Here is a 16,155-nt window from a genome sequence, read left to right as displayed (position 1 = left end):
GCGGCCGCGATCAGAGCGCGATCTTCGCTACGGTACGTCCGATGGTCAGCTTCCTCCTGAGTTACCGAGCCGCCGCCGACGACGACAGCGTCGCACGCCAGCTCGATGACGCGCTGACCGCTCGATTCGGCAGCGGCAGCGTCCTTCGCGACGATCCCAGCGCGGTCATCTCCGCCGCCGAGCGTCGGCGCCGCCTGTCAGCCTCGGCGGCACTCATCGTCGTGATCGAACCTCGCTTACCCGGCGAGTCGGCAGTACTCCCGGGCATCAGCCGACGGACGATCGCAGCCGCCCTCCAACAACAGGTTCCGGTCATTCCGGTGCTCGTGGACAACGCCGAACTGCAACGCGGCACGCGCCTACCCGAACCGCTCAGACCGCTTGGCGAGCAGCACTACCGGCGGGTCCACCGGACCAGCGCTCCGGCGGACATCGGCTACCTGGTCGACGACCTGGCGACGAGTTTCGACCCGGAGACCGCACCGGCCGGGCCCGCGATCCCGCTGATCCTCAGCGTGGAGCCGGTGCGATGGTCCATGCCGCCTCCCAGTCACGGGCCAGCGGCGATCGTCTACTCGACCCGTCGGGATGGTCTGGAGGTCGCCGACAGTGACCGACTGCTGCCGTGGCAGCACCTAAGGTTCGTGACACGCTACGAGGTGGACACCAGCGACCACTCGGTCGTCGTCGACCTCCGGCTGCCCACCGAGGGTGGCGCGTACCACTTCGAGGCGTCGATCGCCGTGGGCTTCCGGGTGACCGACCCGGCGCGGATCGTCCGACGCGCGATCACGGACGCCGCGGTCCTGGTCCGCGAATTCCTGCTGGACACCTGCCGGCCGATCACGTCAAGGTACGCCATCGACGAGGTGATCCGAGCCGAGGCAGCCATCCGCCGACGGCTCGGTCCGGAAACGTCCACTCCCGACGGCATCACCCTGCACCTGAGAAGTGTGCGGCTGTCCCTCGACGAACGAGTCGGTCGCTATGTGCGGGAGCGCGAGGTGACGCGAGCGCAGGACGACCTGCGCGAGCGCGCGCGCACCGTGCAGCGGCCGGGGCCAACCGCGAGGGCCGATGCCGGCGAGCAGACCCACGATGTCCGGCTCGGGTCCGGCGGGTTCGACCTCGGTCTGTTGGCGCGTGGTAACCACGCCAGGGCTTCCAACCGTGACGCCGACGTCAGCGAGGACCGGGCGATACCGACGTTCACCGGACCGCCGACCTCGTCATTTCCGGACGTCACCCCGACGCCGGAGCGGCTGTTGGTGGCGCGCGCGCCCACCCAGGTCCCGGCGGGGCAGGACCTGAGCGTCGAGGTCCGGCTCGTCACCGAGGGACGATCGGTTCATCCGGACGCCGTGACGGCACGGATGCGACCCTTTCTCGTCGCCGCCGCCGGCACACCTGTGACAGTGACCGTTCACGCGCCCGCCGGCCTGCACGCCGAGGGCCCGCTCCAGCAGACAGTGCTGGTCCTGCCGGACGACGATCCGGATCCGATCCGCTTCGGTTTCGGGGCGCGTACCCCTGGTCTGCATCGCGTCGACGTGACCGCCTGGACGGGCGGCACGTTCCTCGGCGAGGTCTCGGTCGAGGTCTCCGTCGCCGACGGTGGGCCGTTCCGCGACGGCCAACCGAAGACCGCGCCGATGGACGCGCCGCGGGCGCGGCCGGGCGAGGTCACCATGGAGGTCCGGTTCGACGGCAGCCGGTACACCTTCCAGTTGCGGTCCGAGGCGGCGCTGTTCGCGCCGGTTGTCGAGTCGGTCACGAACACGCCGAACGCCGCTGTGGAGAACGCCATCAGGGAGTTGCAGCAGGTGGCCGGCGGTGGTTCCCGCTACAACGCGACGATGACCCGCGAGGTCATCCGGTCGGCGGGGATCCAGCTGTGGTCGGAGCTGGTGCCGGCCGACGTGCGGGACCAGTTCTGGGAGGTCGGCGCCGACATGAGCGCCTTCACGATCGCCACCGACCACGACGTGGTCCCGTGGGAGCTGCTCTATCCGCTCAGCGCCCAGCGCGATGCCGGGTTCCTCGTCGAGCAGGTCCCGGTGGTCCGCCGCACCTACGGTCAGCGCCGCACCGCGACGATCGGCCTGCGCAATCCGCGCTTCGTGGTGTCCACGAAGGCCCCCACCGGCGCGCACGAGGAGATCGCCACCATCCGCGCGATCCTCGGCGCGGCCGACAGCGAGCCCATCACCACTGCCGACGAGCTCCTCGCGCTGATCAACTCGGGGGTGCTGGGGGCGACCCACTTCGCCTGCCACAACACCTTCTCGGCGGACGGCTCGTTCATCGACCTGGACGGCGGCCGGTTCAAGCCGACCCTGCTCGCCGAGGCCAGCATCCGGAAACTGCTGGCGGAGACCGGTCCCCTGGTGTTCATCAACGCGTGCCGGAGCGCGGGCGTGGCCCCGACGTACACCAGGATGCTCGGCTGGGCGCAGCAGTTCATGTCGTCCGGTGCCGGCGCGTTCGTCGGCACGCTCTGGGCGGTGCGCTCGGACAGTTCGGCGCGTTTCGCCACCGCGTTCTACCGCTCCCTCGCCGACGGCGCCACGCTCGGCGCGGCGGCCCTCGCCGCCCGGGTCGAGCAGCAGAACGACCCGCTCGACCCGACCTGGTTGGCCTACACCGTGTACGGCGACCCGTTCGCCACCGCCGCCTTGTGAACGGTCGGCAATTCAACTAGCGCAAGGGTGGTGCGACATGGACGTGGACGACTACAGCGTGCCCGTCGAGCAACTGGTGTCGGCGGTGAAGGACGCGGTCGAGCAGGCCGGCATCTCCACCACCGACGAGGGCCGGGACCTGCGGGTCGCCTCCGTTCAGCTGATCCTGAGCGCGGTCGTCACCACGAAGGCCGGCGGTGGCGTCGACTTCCGGGTCCCGGTGATCGGCTGGAAGGTCAAGGTGGGCGGCAGCCGATCCCACCAGCGGACCCACACGATCGACATCACGCTCGTCGCCGAGGATCTTCAGGATCGGCACGAGCTGCGGCACAGCGCGGTCGCGGCGACCCTGGTGGACGCGATCACCACGATCCGCGCGGTGGTGGCCGCCGGCAGCGGCGGTGACGACCCACTTGTGTTGAAGGCCGGCACCGTGGAGCTCGTCTTCGGCGTCACCGACCAGGGCACGATCTCGGTCGGCGCGGAGGGCGAGCTGACCGACGAGATCACGAACACGCTCCGGATCGAGCTGGTCGCGACGACCGCCGGGTAGCTCGGGCCGGGACCAGGACGGCCTCCGGGCGGGCCGCCGGCCAGGTCCGCTGGCGCAGTCGCCCGGCGAAGCGTGTGCTACGCCGGCAATGCCGCGACGGTGGCCGCGACAAAGCCGTCGGGGTTGTCCAGCATGATGTTGTGGCCGCTGTCCGGCACGGCGACGACCCGCACGCCGGCGTCGGACAAGGCGCGCGCACCGACCGGTTCGTCACCGGCGGGGTGGAGGTAGGTGCGCGGCACGGGCAGTTCGAGCAGCAGTTCACGGATGGTGGGGGTGCTGCCGCGGCCGAGGTGGACCGCCGTGCGGTAGAGCGCCTCCGGACCGGCGAGCCGCATCGTCGCCGCCCAGGCCGCGCCGACGCGGGTCAGCGTCTCGGATCGGCCGTCGCCGTGTACGAACTGCTCCTCGGTGTAGCGGGCCCCGATGCCGACGCCCGGAGGCTGCGGGTCGAGGGTGGCGTGAACGAGAACCAGTGCGCCGACAAGATGCGGATGGCGGGCGGCCAGGACGATGGCGACGGCGCCGCCCATGCTGTGGGCGATCACCTCTGCGGCGCTGACCCCGGCCGCGGTGAGCGCGGCGGCGGCGAGGTCGGCGTGCTCCTCGAGGGTGTACGAGGCGTCGGCCGGCCGGTCGCTGATGCCGTGCCCGAGCAGATCCATCAGCAGGCTGCGCCGTCCGGCGAGGGCGGAACTGGTGGCCACCGCCGTGTAGTACGCCGGCGAGGAGGCGCCGAGGCCGTGCAGGTAGACCCGAGTGGGTTCGGCGCCGGGAAGTTCCACCCAGCGGATCGTCGTGCCATCTGGTCGGACCTGGGCGCCACGCATCACGGACCTCCTGACTGATACCTCGCGTTCGAGGTATTCCGTTGCCGAGGTAAGTTAGCACGGTGTTGGAGTTCGCGATATTGGGCTTCCTGGCCGACGCCCCGCTGCACGGTTACGAGCTACGCAAACGGGTGGCTGCGCTCACCGGCCACGTCCGGCCGATCGCGGACGGGACGCTGTACCCGACTATCAAGCGGATGGAACGTGCTGGCCTGCTCCGTCGGGACGTGCAGGCCGGCCAGGTGGCGGCACCACGGCACATGCTGATTTTGAGCGCGGCCGGACAGGCGGAATTGCTGCGTCAGCTCCGCACACCCGACGAGCTCTTCATCACCGACGAGAACCGCTGGTTCACGCTGCTGGCCTTCCTGCATCATCTCGACGACCCAGCAGCTCAGGCGGCCGTCCTGCACCGCCGCCTCGACTTCCTCACCCAGCCGGCGAGCTTCTTCTGGGACGGCGACCGACCGCTGCGCGCTGACGACTTTCCCCACGACCCCTTTCGCCGAGGACTCTTTCGCATCGCCACCGCCACCAGCCGCACGGAGATCGCCTGGCTGCGAGAGATGCTGACCTCACTCGCGCGGTAACTCAGGCCGGGACCACCACCGCCTCGCGGAGCAGTCGGCGGGTCAGGGTGACCCGGTCGGCGTCGTCGGGCAACCCGGGCAGGTCACCCACCCGGGTGACCGCGCCGCTGAGCAGCACACGAGCCGCCGGCTCGCAGCTCACCGGCAGGGTGATGGTGCGGTCGAACAGCCGCAGCGCCACCGTGTCCGACCCGTGCGGCGCCAACTGCCAGCGCAGGCCCGGCCGCACTGTGACCCGGGCGTCGGCGTCCAGCGCGGCCAACGCGTGGGCCTGGGCGAGCGGCCGGATGGGTGCCGGGCGGGCAGCCGGCCAGGCACGCTGGCGCAGGCGCGCGGCGACCGCGCCCGGGTCGGCGCGCAGCAGCCAGTCGCGCAGCGCCTCCACCGTCTCGGTCAGCTCCGGCTCGATGCCGTCCGGGTCGGCGACGTCGGTGCCGAACGGCAGGCTCGCCCGCAGCCGCTGGTCCTCCGCGGCCAGCGCGAGCAGCTCCTCGACAAGGGCGTAGCGGGTGAGCGCACGGATGCCCACTGTCAGGTGCAGCGAGCTGGCGTCCTGCGCCTGCGCACTGTGCAGCCACCCCCGGGGCAGGTAGAGGGCGTCGCCGGGGGCGAGCACCACGTCCAGCGCGGCGGGACCCTGCGCGGTGGCCCCGACCTCGTCGGCGCGGCCACCCCACGGCTGCCGTTCCAGCGGGTCGGGCAGCACCGGCGGGTGGATCCGCCAGTGCTTGCGACCGTCGACCTGGAGGACGAACACGTCGTGCGTGTCGTAGTGGGTGGCGAATCCCTGGCTGCCGGCCGGGGTGAGGTAGGCGTTGATCTGTAGCGGCTGGTGGAGCGCGAGGCCCAGATCGCGGGCGAAGTCGACAAGCGGTGGCCAGATCCGGTGCAGACCCTGCAACACGAGGGTGGCTCCGGCGGCGTACTGCTCCAGGACCCGCTCGTCGAGCACCTGGTCGCCGATCTCGGCGCCGGCGCCGCCGCCGCCGGTCCAGCGGGCCGCGGGCACCAACTGGCCGTCCCTGGCGACCCGCAGAAAGGGGGTACGCAGACCGCGCCGGCTCAGCAGCTCGTCGGCGTCGGCGGGGCTGAGCAGGTCGGTGAAGCCGGCCGGGTCGGGCAGCTCGGCGGCGCGGGACAGCAGCGGGGTGTGGCCCCAGTGCGCGGCGGCGAACTTGGCCGGCTCGACCGATACGCAACGGGCCAGCGCCGCGGTGGCGGATGCGGACGAAACCGCCGGGCGGCCGTGGCCGCCCGGCGGGTCGAGGTGCGTCATGATGTGCCGCTACCGCGCGCTGCCGTCGGCGCCACCGTCCTGCTGACCCGGCGTCGCACCGCCGTCGGCGGGACCCTCCGCGCCACCGTCGGCGCCACCGTCCTGCTGGCCGGGAGTCGCGCCACCGTCGGCCGGGCCCTCCGCGCCACCGTCCGCGCCACCGTCCTGCTGGCCGGGAGTCGCGCCACCGTCGGCCGGGCCCTCCGCGCCACCGTCCGCGCCACCGTCCTGGTGACCGGGAGTCGCGCCACCGTCGGCCGGGCCCTCCAGGCCGCCGCCGCCAGTGGTCTGCATGTCGTCGTCGTTGAGTGCCATCGGTACTCCCTCGGGTGTGCCGCCCCGCCGTACGCCGGGGTCCGTCGTGCTGCGGGTGGTACCCCACGCGCGATCTTCTCTAACCCTCACCGTAGACGCCGAAGCGGGGCGACACGGGCGGTTCGCAAGCGGCGGCGGAGAGTGTCAGGATGGGACGGTGATCCTGGTGGGCACGTCCGGCTGGCAGTACCGGGACTGGCGGGGCCGGTTCTATCCGCAGCAGGTGCCGCAGCGGCTCTGGCTGGAGCACTTCGCCGACGGCTTCGCCACGGTGGAGGTCAACAACGCCTTCTACCGGCTGCCGGAGCGGGACACCTTCGCCGCCTGGCGGGCACGCACCCCGGCAGACTTCTGCGTGGCGGTGAAGATGAGCCGCTATCTCACCCACATCAAGCGGCTGCGGGATCCGGCCGAGCCGGTGGCTCGGTTCCTGGGTCGCGCCACCGCGCTCGGTGACCGGCTCGGCCCGGTGTTGCTGCAACTGCCGCCGAACCTGCGGGTGGACGTGGCGGCGCTCGACGCCACCCTGCGGCTGTTTCCCGCGGACGTGCGGGTCGCGGTGGAGCCCCGGCACCCCTCCTGGTGGACCGACGCCACCCGGGCCGTGCTGGAACGGCGTCGGGCGGCCCTGGTCTGGGCGGACCGGCTCGGACGACCCGTCGCCCCGCTCTGGCGGACCACCGACTTCGGCTACCTGCGGCTGCACGAGGGCCGAGCCCGACCCTGGCCCCGGTACGGTCGCGCGGCGCTGCGGTCCTGGGCCCACCGGCTGACCGACACGTTCGGCGTCGACGAACCGGCGTACGTGTACTTCAACAACGACCCGGGCGGCGCGGCGATAGTGGACGCTGTCGCGTTCGCGGCGTTGGCCGGGCGGGCCGGGCACCCGGTGTCCCGGGTGCCGACCGCCGCCGAGGCGGACCCCTCCAACGGCTGAGAGCCCGCCCGACGGGTTCGTCGGGCGGGCTCCGGCGCGTCAGTCGTCAGGGCATCATGGTGGCCAGGTCGGCCGGCATGGTGTCCTTCACGTCCTGCCACTCGCCCTGGGTGACGTGTCGGCGCAGGGTGTCCAGCACCACCTGCGTCACCCGCTCCGGGCCGCCCTCCACGTCGTACGGGAAGCCCTGGCGGACCTCGTAGAGGAAGTCGTCCCGGTTGAGCTTGATCGGCACGTCCGACGGGACCCACCCGTCGAAGTAGATGCCCCGCACGAGCACCGGCAACTGCTGGGCGAACTCCACGCTCTCGTCCACCGGCAGCCGGTCCCGCAACAGGTGCAACACCGTGCGCAGCGCCGCGTACGACTGGTTGCGCCGATCCTTCGGCCAGCCATAGGCGTTCTCGATGTCCTTCAGAATCAGGTTCGTCTTGTCCAGCGAGGATTCGAACGCTGAGATCATCGCGTCAGCCATCGGTGGCCCCCCGTTCCGTGTTGTCCCATCGGCGGTCGTCGGTGCGACGTGGCGGCCCCACCGGGCCGCGTCGGGCCCGCACCGGGCTGCCCTGCGGGGCGCGCCGGGCGTCGTCGGGTGTGCCGACCACGTGCAGGACGGCTCCTCGCCGTCGATCCGTCACCACTCGAACCGTCATCCCCCGTCACCTCCGTGTCGTCTCCGGCGTCGGCCGTCCACGCAGCCGGCCGTACCCACCGCGTCCACCCTCCCCGCGCGGCGGGTGAGGCCGCCCCACCCCGATCGGGTGAGGTCAGTCGCGCTGGGCGCTCCCCGTCCGGCCAGCAGGCACCGCCTCGGCCGGGATGACCCGGGCTGGCACCGCCGCGCTCAGACGCTGCCGGCCGGCACGGGTGCGGGCGCTAGACCACGCTGTCGGGGATCCGGTCCGGGGCCTTCGGGTAGTACTCCTCGTCCGGTGCCCCTAGCTTGATCAGCAGGTCGCGGATCACCTGCGCGCGGGCGTCCGCCCACCGCCCCACCTCCCGCTCGGTGGGTGATGTCGACGCCGCACCGTGGTCGCCTGTCTCCGCATAAGCGTCGAGAGCACCCTGCAGGGCGTCGATCATCGCTGCGCGCTCCGCTGGCGTCACCACCGCGTTGTCGGCAGGTGGGCAGCCACCCGCGTCACTCCCGGGCACCGCCGCACCCCCTGCCCCGCTTGCGCGGTTGCCGGACGCCCACCGGGTAGCCATCGCGGCCCGGCGGCAGCGGCGGCGGCCTGTCAGCCGCCGACAGGTCGCGCGCCGAGCGATCTGACTTCCACGAGTCGTACAAGAACCATTCCACCGCGTTGCGCAGCGCCACGAAATCGTGGCCCTGTGGGCGTGGGAAGCCGTGGTCGATCAGCACCTCGGCCATGGCGAGAAGGCAGCCGTACGAGAGGTAGGGCCGTTCGCAGATTTCCTCGGCGCGGATCACCGGATACGCGCGGGGTGTTGGCCCAGCTCCGGGCCGCGTAGCTTCGTTCACTGGGGCGCCTCCTAGCGGCGATCAAGGCCCCGGGGCGGCTTCCGCCGGTCGGGTCCGGCACCCCACCCGGTGCCGAGGTGCAGGCCGTCTGTGCAGACAGCGTCTCCCCGGGCGCCGGGGTGATCCAGACTGGCGATGTCCGCTGGTTGTCCGCGCTGTCCGCGGACAGCAACGCCGCTAGGGTGTGGCACGTGAGCGACTACCTGCAGGTGTCAACGGCCACCGAGACGCGCGACGTCGGCGTCCGGCTTGCCGAACGGGCGATCAGCGCTCGACTCGCCGCCAGCGCGCAAGTCATCGGACCGGTCACGAGCGTGTTCTGGCACCACGGGAAACAGGGTTCGGGCGAAGAGTGGCAGGTACTGCTTTACACCACGGCAGAGCGGTACCCGCAGCTGGAGCGGTTCGTTCTGGACGAACATCCTTGGACGAACCCGCAACTCAGCGCAGTGCCGGTCGTGCAGGGCTCTGCGGAGTACCTGGCATGGTTGAGCCGCTCAGTCGAGGACGCGTAGACGCGGCTGCCGCGAGGGCACGCAGCTCGACGACGCAAGGCATCGCGGCGTGCGGCTCCAGGCGGTGCAGGAACGCGTCGAGGCGTTGGCCCGGGCGAATGGATCCGACGCCGCCAGCGAGGCGGACTGCGCTGCCGGCTGCCTGGCAGGCCTGCTCAACCTCGTTCGCGTCGAGGTAGGCGTCGGCAAGCCATGACAGGTAGAGCGCCTTGTCGCGGGCCTGCGTGTCGCAGTAGGTGCCCAGCGCCCGTTCCAGAACGGGAATCGCACGGATCGGCCGGTGAAGTACCGTCCAGCACCGACCCGTCATGATCTCGCCTTCGAGGCGATCCACCCAGTACACCCAATCTGGCTCGGGCCGCTCGTCGTGCTCGGCGAGGAAGGCCGTGCCGGTGCCGAGGTACCGGTCCGCAGCCGGTGCGTCGCCAGTGACAGCGAATGCCCAGGCGGCCCGCAGATGCAGCAGCGCGCGCACTCCCGGCGTGGCGGTAGTCCCAGCAGCATCGCAGGCCGCAGTGGCGGTGTCGGCCGCCCGGCCACCGCTGACGAGCTGCTGATAGGCCAGGAACGCCAGACCGTTGCCTGTAAGCGCCTCGTCCTTGGCATCGCGGGCGGCGGCGAGGCTGACCCGGTAAAACCGCTCGGCCTCCGAATGATCACCAGCGTCGAACGCCGCCCACCCGGCCAGCTGCGCCTGTTCGGCAAGAATCACCAGCAGCTGCCGGCCGGTGGCCTCGCTGTAGGCGCCGTCCTGAATCAGCTGGGTCGTAGCGGCAACCTCAGCCGTGTAGAGCTGGTGGGTGTCGGCGCCGCCGAGGTAGTTGTCGAGCCGCCGCAGCCGGGCGGTGCGATCAGCGAGCCGTCCGGGAACGGCGTTGCCAACGTGTCGTCCGTGAGCGAGCAGAGTATGCGGTAGAGCGGCAGCCAGCCCAGCGGCGGCGACGAACTCGCGGCGTCGGATACCCGGACGTGCCGCGGCGAGCGCGGCCAGCTCCCCGCGGGCTTGAAGAGCATCGTCGACGCGTTGGGCGACCTGTGGGCTGGGCATCTTCGCGCCTGTCTCCAGCTCGTGCAGGTACGTCTTGCCGTGGTAGGTGAGCCTGGCGAGGTCGCGCAGGGACAGGCCACGCTCTCTGCGCAACTCAAGCATCCGGCCAGGAAACGATGGTTCAGTCACAGCTGTCACCCCAGGTAGAGGGCTGGGCGCGGCTTCGCCGGTCGCTACCTCGACGGGCCGCCGTCACCGACCGTACCGCCGGTGTGCCCACCCGTCACGCTTCCTCGCGGCCGGCGAGAACGAACAGGCCCACCAGCAACGCCCTACCGTTTATCGGACTTGGAGCTACATGCCAGACGCCCAACACGGCGGATCGGGAGCATTTACCTGTTCAGCAGGCCGATCAGCGTCGTCGCGTTGGTCTGCGCGTAGTCGCGGTAGCAGTTGTTCATGAGCACGTGCGTCTGCCCCGCCTGTTCGGCCAGCTCGCGCAGCTTCGGCGCCCAGTCGGCCAACTCCCGTTTCGAGTAGTGGTAGCCGAACTTCTCGTGGATGTCCTTGCTCGTCCACTTGTCGCTGTGGCCGTGGAACCGCACCACCGCGAGGTCCGCGGTGGCGGCCAGGACCGGGGGCAGCGACGAGCGGTGGCCCTGCGGCATGTCCACGCAGACGTACGGCAGTTTGTGCTCGCGCAGGAAGGCCAGGGTCTCGTCGGCGTTGTCGCCGTCGAACCAGGAGGCGTGCCGGAACTCGTAGACCGGGCGCAGCGGCGCGCAGCGCTTCGCCACCTCCAGCAGGTACTGCTTGTTGGCCCGCTTGATGGTGAACCAGGGCGGGAACTGGAACAGCAGCGCGCCCAGCTTGCCGGCCTCGACAAGCGGGTCCAGCGCGGACAGGAACCGCGTCCAGACCTCCTCGTACGCCTGCGCGGGCAGGTCGTCGGGGTAGACGTTCTTCTTGTCGGTCTCCGGCCGCAGGTCCTTGTAGAGCGCGCTGACCCGGGTGGGATGCCCGGTCAGCAGGCTGAACGCCTTGATGTTGAAGGTGAAGCCGTCCGGGGTGCGCTCGGCCCACAGCCGCGCTGTCGCCTCGGCCGGCGGGGAGTAGTAGGTGGCGTCCACCTCGACGAGCGGGAACTTCCGGGCGTAGTAGGCAAGCCGCTTCTCCGGTGTGTCAGCGGTCTGCGGATACCAGCCCGAGTCCAGCAGGGTGCGGTCGGTCCAGGACGCGGTGCCCACCAGGATGTCACCCATGGGTGCAGTCCATCGCGTTGTGGACCGACCGGCAACCGCTGGCGTCGCTCAGGCCGCCCGCCGTTCACGGGTCTGCTTGCAGGACACACAGGTGGTCGCAGCCGGGAAGATCTCCAGCCGCTCCACCGGGATCGCCGCCGAGCACCCCTCGCACCAGCCGTAGGTGCCCTCCTCAAGCCGGCCGAGGGCGTGCTCGTACTGGGCGCGGCGGTCGAGGATGGTGCGCAACAGCGACTGGGCGGTGTCCCGCTCGGCGGTCTTGGTGCCGCTGTCGGCCTGGTCGTCGCCGGCGGTGTCGCCGACCTCCACCAGCCGCAGCACCTGGCTCTGGAGCACGGCCTGGTCGTACTCGGCGGTCAGCTCGTCGTAGCGCGCCTGGAGGGAGAGCCGGATCTGGTCGATCTCCGTCTGGGGACGGGTCGCGCCGACCGTGTCGTGGACGAGCATCGCTGCCTGCCTTTCCTGGGCATGTGGCTCACGGTGAACCGGGTGCCGGCGGCATCGAGCCCGGTCGCACTGTCGCGTTCGGTACGCGGGCCATCACCCGCGCTCTGTGAGCCGGGCGAGTACCCGCCGGACGGGCCGAGCAAACCGACGACTTTCAGGCGTCGCCGCCGGGCTCCACGAGCGCGGGATGGCGGGGGTCGTCGGCCCGCACCACCACGTCGGCGAAGCTCGCCGGGACGACCTCCTCGGCGTACCTGTCGAAGGCCGGCAGCGCCCACTCCTGAGCGGTTTCGGTGCGGCGGCGCAGCGCCGCCGAGGACAACTGCAGGTGGACGGTGACGTCGAAGGGCAGACCACCGCCGAGTAGCAGCGGGCCGCTGACCAGGACGACGCCCCCGGGCGGCAGGTGGACGTAACGGGCGCGGCTGGCCCGGTCGGCGTCGGCGTCCCAGAGCGACGGGAGCAGCCGACCGGTGCCGCCCGGACCGGCCGGGTCGAGCACCTCACGGCGGAGCCCGGCCTCGTCGACCCAGTTCTCGTAGAAGGAGTCCGGGTTGGTGCGGCCCAGCTCGAAGCGCAGCGACGCAGGGCGGAGGAAGTCGGTGGCGCGGACGTGCAGCACCGGGCGGCCCTGGGCGCGCAGCGGGTCGACGAGCGCGGCGGCCAGGTCGTCGACGCCGGCGGCGGCGGCGCCGTCCACCGCCACCCGCAGCCGCGCGGGCCCGGCGGGATCGGTCGCGGCGCGTGTCGCGGCGTCGGCCAGCCGGCCGGTCAGCTCGTCGACGAGCAGGTCGGGCGAGATGGGGCGGATGCGCACCGGACCATCCTGCCCCGCGCCGGGCGGATGGGTGACGCCGGTCAGCCGGTGCGGTCGATGGTGACCCGGGCGTCGTCGGCCAACCGGTAGCCCACGCCGTAGACGGTGGTGACAAGGGGTACGTCCACGCCGACCTTGCCGCGCAGTCGACGCACGTGCACGTCAACGGTGCGTACGCCGGCGTGCTCGTAACCCCACACGGCGTTGAGCAGTTGCAGCCGGGTGAACACCCGGCGGGGGTGGGCGACCAGGTGCAACAGCAGGTCGAACTCCAGCCGGGTCAGCGGCAGCGGCTCGTCGTCGCGCAGCACCGAGCGGGACGACGCGAGGATGTGCAGGGCCGGGATGGTCGGGCTGAGCGCCCGGGTCGACGACCGGTTGGTGGAGGCCTGGTCGGGGCGGCGCTCGGCCGGGACGGCCCCGATGATCACGCCCTCGCCCCGCTCCACCATCTCGCGGGCGGCTTCGAGCAACCGACGTGCGGCCGGGGTCAGCGACTCCTCACAGGCCAGCGGGATGGACAGTGTCACGGTGAGCACGGGCGCGGCGGTGTTCGCCGGGCGACGCTGGCCGCCGGGAGGTCGACCGGGCACCGGAGGTTGGGACGTATGCCATCCGGCGCGCGACGAGGCAGGGCTGACCGACATGGTCCTCCTTGGGCTGATCCGGGTATCTCCCCACGGCCCGGGACGCCGCTTCATCGATGTTTCCCGGCGCTTGGGCGAGGGTCAAGAGGCGGCCGCGTTGCATGACTGTGACAATTGACTTACACATCGGAGCCAGGTGCTCGCTCTGCGTGTGAAGTCAGATGATTACAGCAGAGCCCGCGGGATGCCCCGATACGGGGGTCCCCGTCCTGTTCAACCGGACGTTCGGCGGAGGGCCGGAGCGGGGTTCAGCGGTTGTGGTCCACGCTGATCCGCGCCTCGTCGGCCAGCCGGTAGCCGACCCCGTAGACCGTGGTGATCAGCTCGGGTCCGGGCAGTTTGGCGCGCAGCCGGCGGACGTGCACGTCCACGGTCCGGGCCACCGCGTGCTCGTAGCCCCACACGCCGGACAACAACTGCAGGCGAGTGAAGACCCGGCGTGGCCGCTCGGCCAGGAACAGCAGCAGCTCGTACTCGATGCGGGTCAGCGGGACGACCCGGCCGTCGCGGCGGACCAGCCGTGAGCCGGCCAGGATGTGGACGTGGTCCGCGGCGACGGACGCCTCGGCGACGGCGGGGCTCGGGGCCGGTCGCGGCCCCGAGGCGACGTTCTCGACGGTACGCAGCTGGCCCTCCCCCGACTCGGCCAGTTCGCCGAGCAACTGCACCAGCCGGGCCAGCCGGGGACTCAGCGGCCCGGGAACGAGGTCGAGGGTGATGGTCAGTGTCGGCCCGGTGCGCGGCCGCGCGGGGCGCACCCCGGGGTGACGGCGGGTGGGGATGGCGACGACGGACATGGTGCCTCCTGAGTGGCGGTACGCCCACCACGCCGGGTACGGCGTGACGGTCAGTGGCGCGTCCGCCCGGTGTCGACCGGGGGCGCGAGTGGGGTGGCGCGGTGCAGCGGGGTCGGGCCGAGGGCCGGCAGACCGGCGATCCGCCAGGCGGCGAACCCACCCGCCACGTCGGTGGCCCGGCGCAGGCCGATGTCCTGGAGGGCGGCGGCGGCCAGCGACGAGGTGTAGCCCTCCTGGCAGAGGATCACCACCGGCACGTCGTAGTCGACCGCCTGCGGCAGGCGGGCCGGACAGCGCGGGTCGAAGCGCCACTCCAGCACGTTGCGCTCGACCACGAGCGAGCCCGGCACCATGCCGTGCGCGGCCCGCTGCGCGGCCGGCCGGATGTCGACAAGCAGCGCCCCGGCCCGGTACGCCAGGTGCGCCCGCTCCGGGTCCAGCCGGTCGAGGCGGGCGCGCGCGGCGCCCAGGATCTCGTCGATGCCCCGAGAGCCCGGCGGCGGCACGGGGGCCGGGCAGTGCTCGGCGGTTAGCTGCATGAGGTGTTCCTTCCGCTGACAGGTAGGGATCGTGGCTGGCCGGCGCTCACCAGGACCGGCCGGCCTCGGCGACCTCGGCGACCCGCAGTCGTCCGTCGACGAGGTGGTAGCGGGTCATCCGCAGCAGCGCCGGCCGGTAGACGTGCACGCTGACCGCCGGCACCGACCCCCGGTTGGTCACCCGGTGGACGTGCCGGGGGCCGAAGCGACGACCGGCGCCGGCGGGCAGCAGCCGTGGGCGCAGTCGACCGGCGCTGACCGTCTCCTCGGTGAGCGTGCCGTCGACGACCCGGAACGCTCCGGCGGAGCCGCCGTGGTCGTGCAGGTCGGTGCCCTGCCCGGGCAGCCAGCTCAGGGCCCACACCTCGTGGTCGTCGCCGGCGTCGAGGCGCGCGTACCAGCGCTCGGCGCTGTCGAAGCGCAGCGCGACCGGCCAGCCGGCCGGGTCGGCCCACCGGGCGGCGACGGTGCGCAGGTCGGGCTCCGGGCGGTGGTGCGTCATGGCGGTTCCTCGCGGGTCGTTCGGCGGGGTGCCCTCGTACTCTAGACGGCAAAGCCTATAGGTTTAGTAGGTAATACCGCCTGGTGGGACGCCGGCTCCACCCGCGACGATCAGCGCAGCACCGGCGGGTCCACCCGGTAGCCCGGCAGCGAGGGCCACCGCACGGTCAGCACCACCGACGCGCGCTCGGCGAACCAGGAATGGTCCACCCCCCGGGCCCACACCACGTAGTCGCCCGGTGTCGCCAGCCGTACCGTCCGGTCCGGAAGCTCCACCCGGAAACACCCCTCGACGAGAACCAGCAGTGTGGTACGCCGCTCTCCGGTGGCCCACCGCGACCGGGTCTGCCCGGGCGGATGCACGCCCCACTTCACCTCGACCTCGGTGCTGTGCCGGATCTCCCCCGGCGGCACGAAGTGCCCCAGCAGCCAACCGGCGTCGGCGGCACCGTCGACACCCGCGTTGCCCACGTACACCGTCTCGGCCATCGGACCCTCCCCCAGCGCGCCGGCCGAGCAACCTATCAGGACCGCGACGACTAACCTGGACCGGTGACCGACCACCTCGACGCCGAGACGCTGGCGTTCGCGCACCGGATGTTCGACCTGGCCCGGGCCGGCTCCACCGAGGAGCTTGCCGCGCAGCTCGACGCCGGCCTGCCCGTCAACCTCACAAACGACAAGGGCGACACGCTGCTGATCCTGGCCGCGTACCACTCCCACCCCGACACGGTGGCCGCCCTGCTCGGTCGGGGCGCCGACCACTCCCGGGCCAACGACCGCGGTCAGACCGCGCTGGCCGCCGCGGTCTTCCGCAGCAGCGCCGAGGCGGTCCGCGCGCTCCTCGCCGCCGGCGCCGACCCGGCCCACGGTAACCCGTCGGCCCTGGACACCGCGGCGTTCTTCGACCTGCCCGAAATGACGCGGCTGCTGCGCGCCGGCTGACACCGACGCCGACCGGCCGGTATACAGGG

Annotated in this window: 22 protein-coding genes; 6 read left to right on the top strand and 16 right to left on the bottom strand. The window is 72.0% G+C overall.

Annotation, left to right across the window (positions count from 1 at the left end; translation table 11 throughout):
• Positions 1–41: 41 nt before the first annotated feature.
• A complete protein-coding gene (locus tag ACQPWW_RS16405) occupies positions 42–2,681 on the top strand; it encodes a CHAT domain-containing protein (RefSeq protein WP_433133648.1) in 2,640 nt (879 codons plus the stop codon).
• A gap of 37 nt (positions 2,682–2,718) precedes the next feature.
• Positions 2,719–3,234 (top strand): trypco2 family protein, encoded by a 516-nt coding sequence (locus ACQPWW_RS16400; protein WP_433133646.1) that lies wholly within the window; start codon positions 2,719–2,721, stop codon positions 3,232–3,234.
• 77 nt (positions 3,235–3,311) lie between these two features.
• Here the strand turns inward: ACQPWW_RS16400 and ACQPWW_RS16395 are convergent, their stop codons facing one another.
• Complete coding sequence (locus tag ACQPWW_RS16395) at positions 3,312–4,019, bottom strand: alpha/beta fold hydrolase (protein ID WP_433133644.1); 708 nt, start codon at positions 4,017–4,019, stop codon at positions 3,312–3,314.
• A 107-nt stretch (positions 4,020–4,126) separates the two neighbouring features.
• Here ACQPWW_RS16395 and ACQPWW_RS16390 point away from each other — a divergent pair, with 107 nt between their 5' ends.
• Positions 4,127–4,654: a PadR family transcriptional regulator gene (locus ACQPWW_RS16390; RefSeq protein WP_433133642.1), complete on the top strand. Its 528-nt coding sequence runs from the start codon at positions 4,127–4,129 to the stop codon at positions 4,652–4,654.
• 1 nt (position 4,655) lies between these two features.
• Here the strand turns inward: ACQPWW_RS16390 and ACQPWW_RS16385 are convergent, their stop codons facing one another.
• Positions 4,656–5,930, bottom strand: coding sequence for a cupin domain-containing protein (locus ACQPWW_RS16385; protein WP_433133640.1), 1,275 nt, complete (start codon positions 5,928–5,930; stop codon positions 4,656–4,658).
• A gap of 9 nt (positions 5,931–5,939) precedes the next feature.
• Entirely contained in the window at positions 5,940–6,245 is a 306-nt protein-coding gene (locus tag ACQPWW_RS16380) for a hypothetical protein (protein WP_139587876.1), read from the bottom strand.
• 157 nt (positions 6,246–6,402) lie between these two features.
• Between ACQPWW_RS16380 and ACQPWW_RS16375 the strand changes: the two genes are divergently transcribed.
• Entirely contained in the window at positions 6,403–7,182 is a 780-nt protein-coding gene (locus tag ACQPWW_RS16375; protein WP_433133638.1) for a DUF72 domain-containing protein, read from the top strand.
• 46 nt (positions 7,183–7,228) lie between these two features.
• On the opposite strand, the gene ACQPWW_RS16370 is transcribed toward ACQPWW_RS16375, so the two are convergent.
• From ACQPWW_RS16370 to ACQPWW_RS16355, 4 genes are all read right to left on the bottom strand, one after another.
• Positions 7,229–7,657 (bottom strand): DUF2267 domain-containing protein, encoded by a 429-nt coding sequence (locus ACQPWW_RS16370; RefSeq protein ID WP_357812471.1) that lies wholly within the window; start codon positions 7,655–7,657, stop codon positions 7,229–7,231.
• Positions 7,650–7,835: a hypothetical protein gene (locus ACQPWW_RS16365; protein WP_357406244.1), complete on the bottom strand. Its 186-nt coding sequence runs from the start codon at positions 7,833–7,835 to the stop codon at positions 7,650–7,652. The genes ACQPWW_RS16370 and ACQPWW_RS16365 overlap by 8 nt, the downstream gene beginning before the upstream one ends.
• A gap of 223 nt (positions 7,836–8,058) precedes the next feature.
• A complete protein-coding gene (locus ACQPWW_RS16360; RefSeq protein WP_433133636.1) occupies positions 8,059–8,265 on the bottom strand; it encodes a hypothetical protein in 207 nt (68 codons plus the stop codon).
• A 58-nt stretch (positions 8,266–8,323) separates the two neighbouring features.
• Positions 8,324–8,617: a hypothetical protein gene (locus tag ACQPWW_RS16355; protein ID WP_433133634.1), complete on the bottom strand. Its 294-nt coding sequence runs from the start codon at positions 8,615–8,617 to the stop codon at positions 8,324–8,326.
• 233 nt (positions 8,618–8,850) lie between these two features.
• Between ACQPWW_RS16355 and cutA the strand changes: the two genes are divergently transcribed.
• Complete coding sequence (cutA, locus tag ACQPWW_RS16350) at positions 8,851–9,183, top strand: divalent-cation tolerance protein CutA (RefSeq protein ID WP_433134381.1); 333 nt, start codon at positions 8,851–8,853, stop codon at positions 9,181–9,183.
• On the opposite strand, the gene ACQPWW_RS16345 is transcribed toward cutA, so the two are convergent.
• The 9 genes from ACQPWW_RS16345 to ACQPWW_RS16305 form a co-directional block, all read right to left on the bottom strand.
• Positions 9,110–10,333 carry a helix-turn-helix domain-containing protein gene (locus ACQPWW_RS16345; RefSeq protein WP_433133632.1) on the bottom strand — a complete coding sequence of 408 codons (1,224 nt, stop codon included), beginning with the start codon at positions 10,331–10,333 and terminating at the stop codon, positions 9,110–9,112. The genes cutA and ACQPWW_RS16345 overlap by 74 nt on opposite strands.
• Before the next feature lie 230 nt (positions 10,334–10,563).
• Entirely contained in the window at positions 10,564–11,433 is an 870-nt protein-coding gene (locus tag ACQPWW_RS16340; RefSeq protein WP_433133630.1) for a DUF72 domain-containing protein, read from the bottom strand.
• A 48-nt stretch (positions 11,434–11,481) separates the two neighbouring features.
• On the bottom strand, positions 11,482–11,880 hold the full coding sequence (locus ACQPWW_RS16335) for a TraR/DksA family transcriptional regulator (RefSeq protein ID WP_433133628.1): 399 nt from the start codon (positions 11,878–11,880) through the stop codon (positions 11,482–11,484).
• Between the two features lie 154 nt (positions 11,881–12,034).
• Positions 12,035–12,697, bottom strand: a complete 663-nt coding sequence (locus tag ACQPWW_RS16330) for a uridine kinase (protein ID WP_433133626.1) — start codon at positions 12,695–12,697, stop codon at positions 12,035–12,037.
• A gap of 41 nt (positions 12,698–12,738) precedes the next feature.
• A complete protein-coding gene (locus tag ACQPWW_RS16325) occupies positions 12,739–13,344 on the bottom strand; it encodes a winged helix-turn-helix domain-containing protein (protein ID WP_433133624.1) in 606 nt (201 codons plus the stop codon).
• 248 nt (positions 13,345–13,592) lie between these two features.
• Positions 13,593–14,141 (bottom strand): winged helix-turn-helix domain-containing protein, encoded by a 549-nt coding sequence (locus ACQPWW_RS16320; protein ID WP_433133623.1) that lies wholly within the window; start codon positions 14,139–14,141, stop codon positions 13,593–13,595.
• Between the two features lie 50 nt (positions 14,142–14,191).
• On the bottom strand, positions 14,192–14,680 hold the full coding sequence (locus ACQPWW_RS16315; RefSeq protein ID WP_433133621.1) for a rhodanese-like domain-containing protein: 489 nt from the start codon (positions 14,678–14,680) through the stop codon (positions 14,192–14,194).
• A 46-nt stretch (positions 14,681–14,726) separates the two neighbouring features.
• Positions 14,727–15,182 (bottom strand): cysteine dioxygenase, encoded by a 456-nt coding sequence (locus ACQPWW_RS16310; protein ID WP_433133619.1) that lies wholly within the window; start codon positions 15,180–15,182, stop codon positions 14,727–14,729.
• A gap of 110 nt (positions 15,183–15,292) precedes the next feature.
• The gene (locus ACQPWW_RS16305) at positions 15,293–15,670 is read right to left on the bottom strand and encodes a signal peptidase I (RefSeq protein WP_433133617.1); all 378 of its coding nucleotides are present in this window, start codon (positions 15,668–15,670) and stop codon (positions 15,293–15,295) included.
• Positions 15,671–15,733: 63 nt separating this feature from the next.
• On the opposite strand from ACQPWW_RS16305, the gene ACQPWW_RS16300 reads away from it, so the two are divergent.
• Positions 15,734–16,126 (top strand): ankyrin repeat domain-containing protein, encoded by a 393-nt coding sequence (locus ACQPWW_RS16300; RefSeq protein WP_433133615.1) that lies wholly within the window; start codon positions 15,734–15,736, stop codon positions 16,124–16,126.
• The last annotated feature ends 29 nt before the right edge of the window (positions 16,127–16,155 follow it).

It is taken from the genome of Micromonospora sp. CA-240977 (assembly GCF_050942285.1).
Taxonomy (GTDB): Bacteria; Actinomycetota; Actinomycetes; order Mycobacteriales; family Micromonosporaceae; genus Micromonospora.
This window is presented reverse-complemented; position numbering and strand designations above follow the sequence as displayed.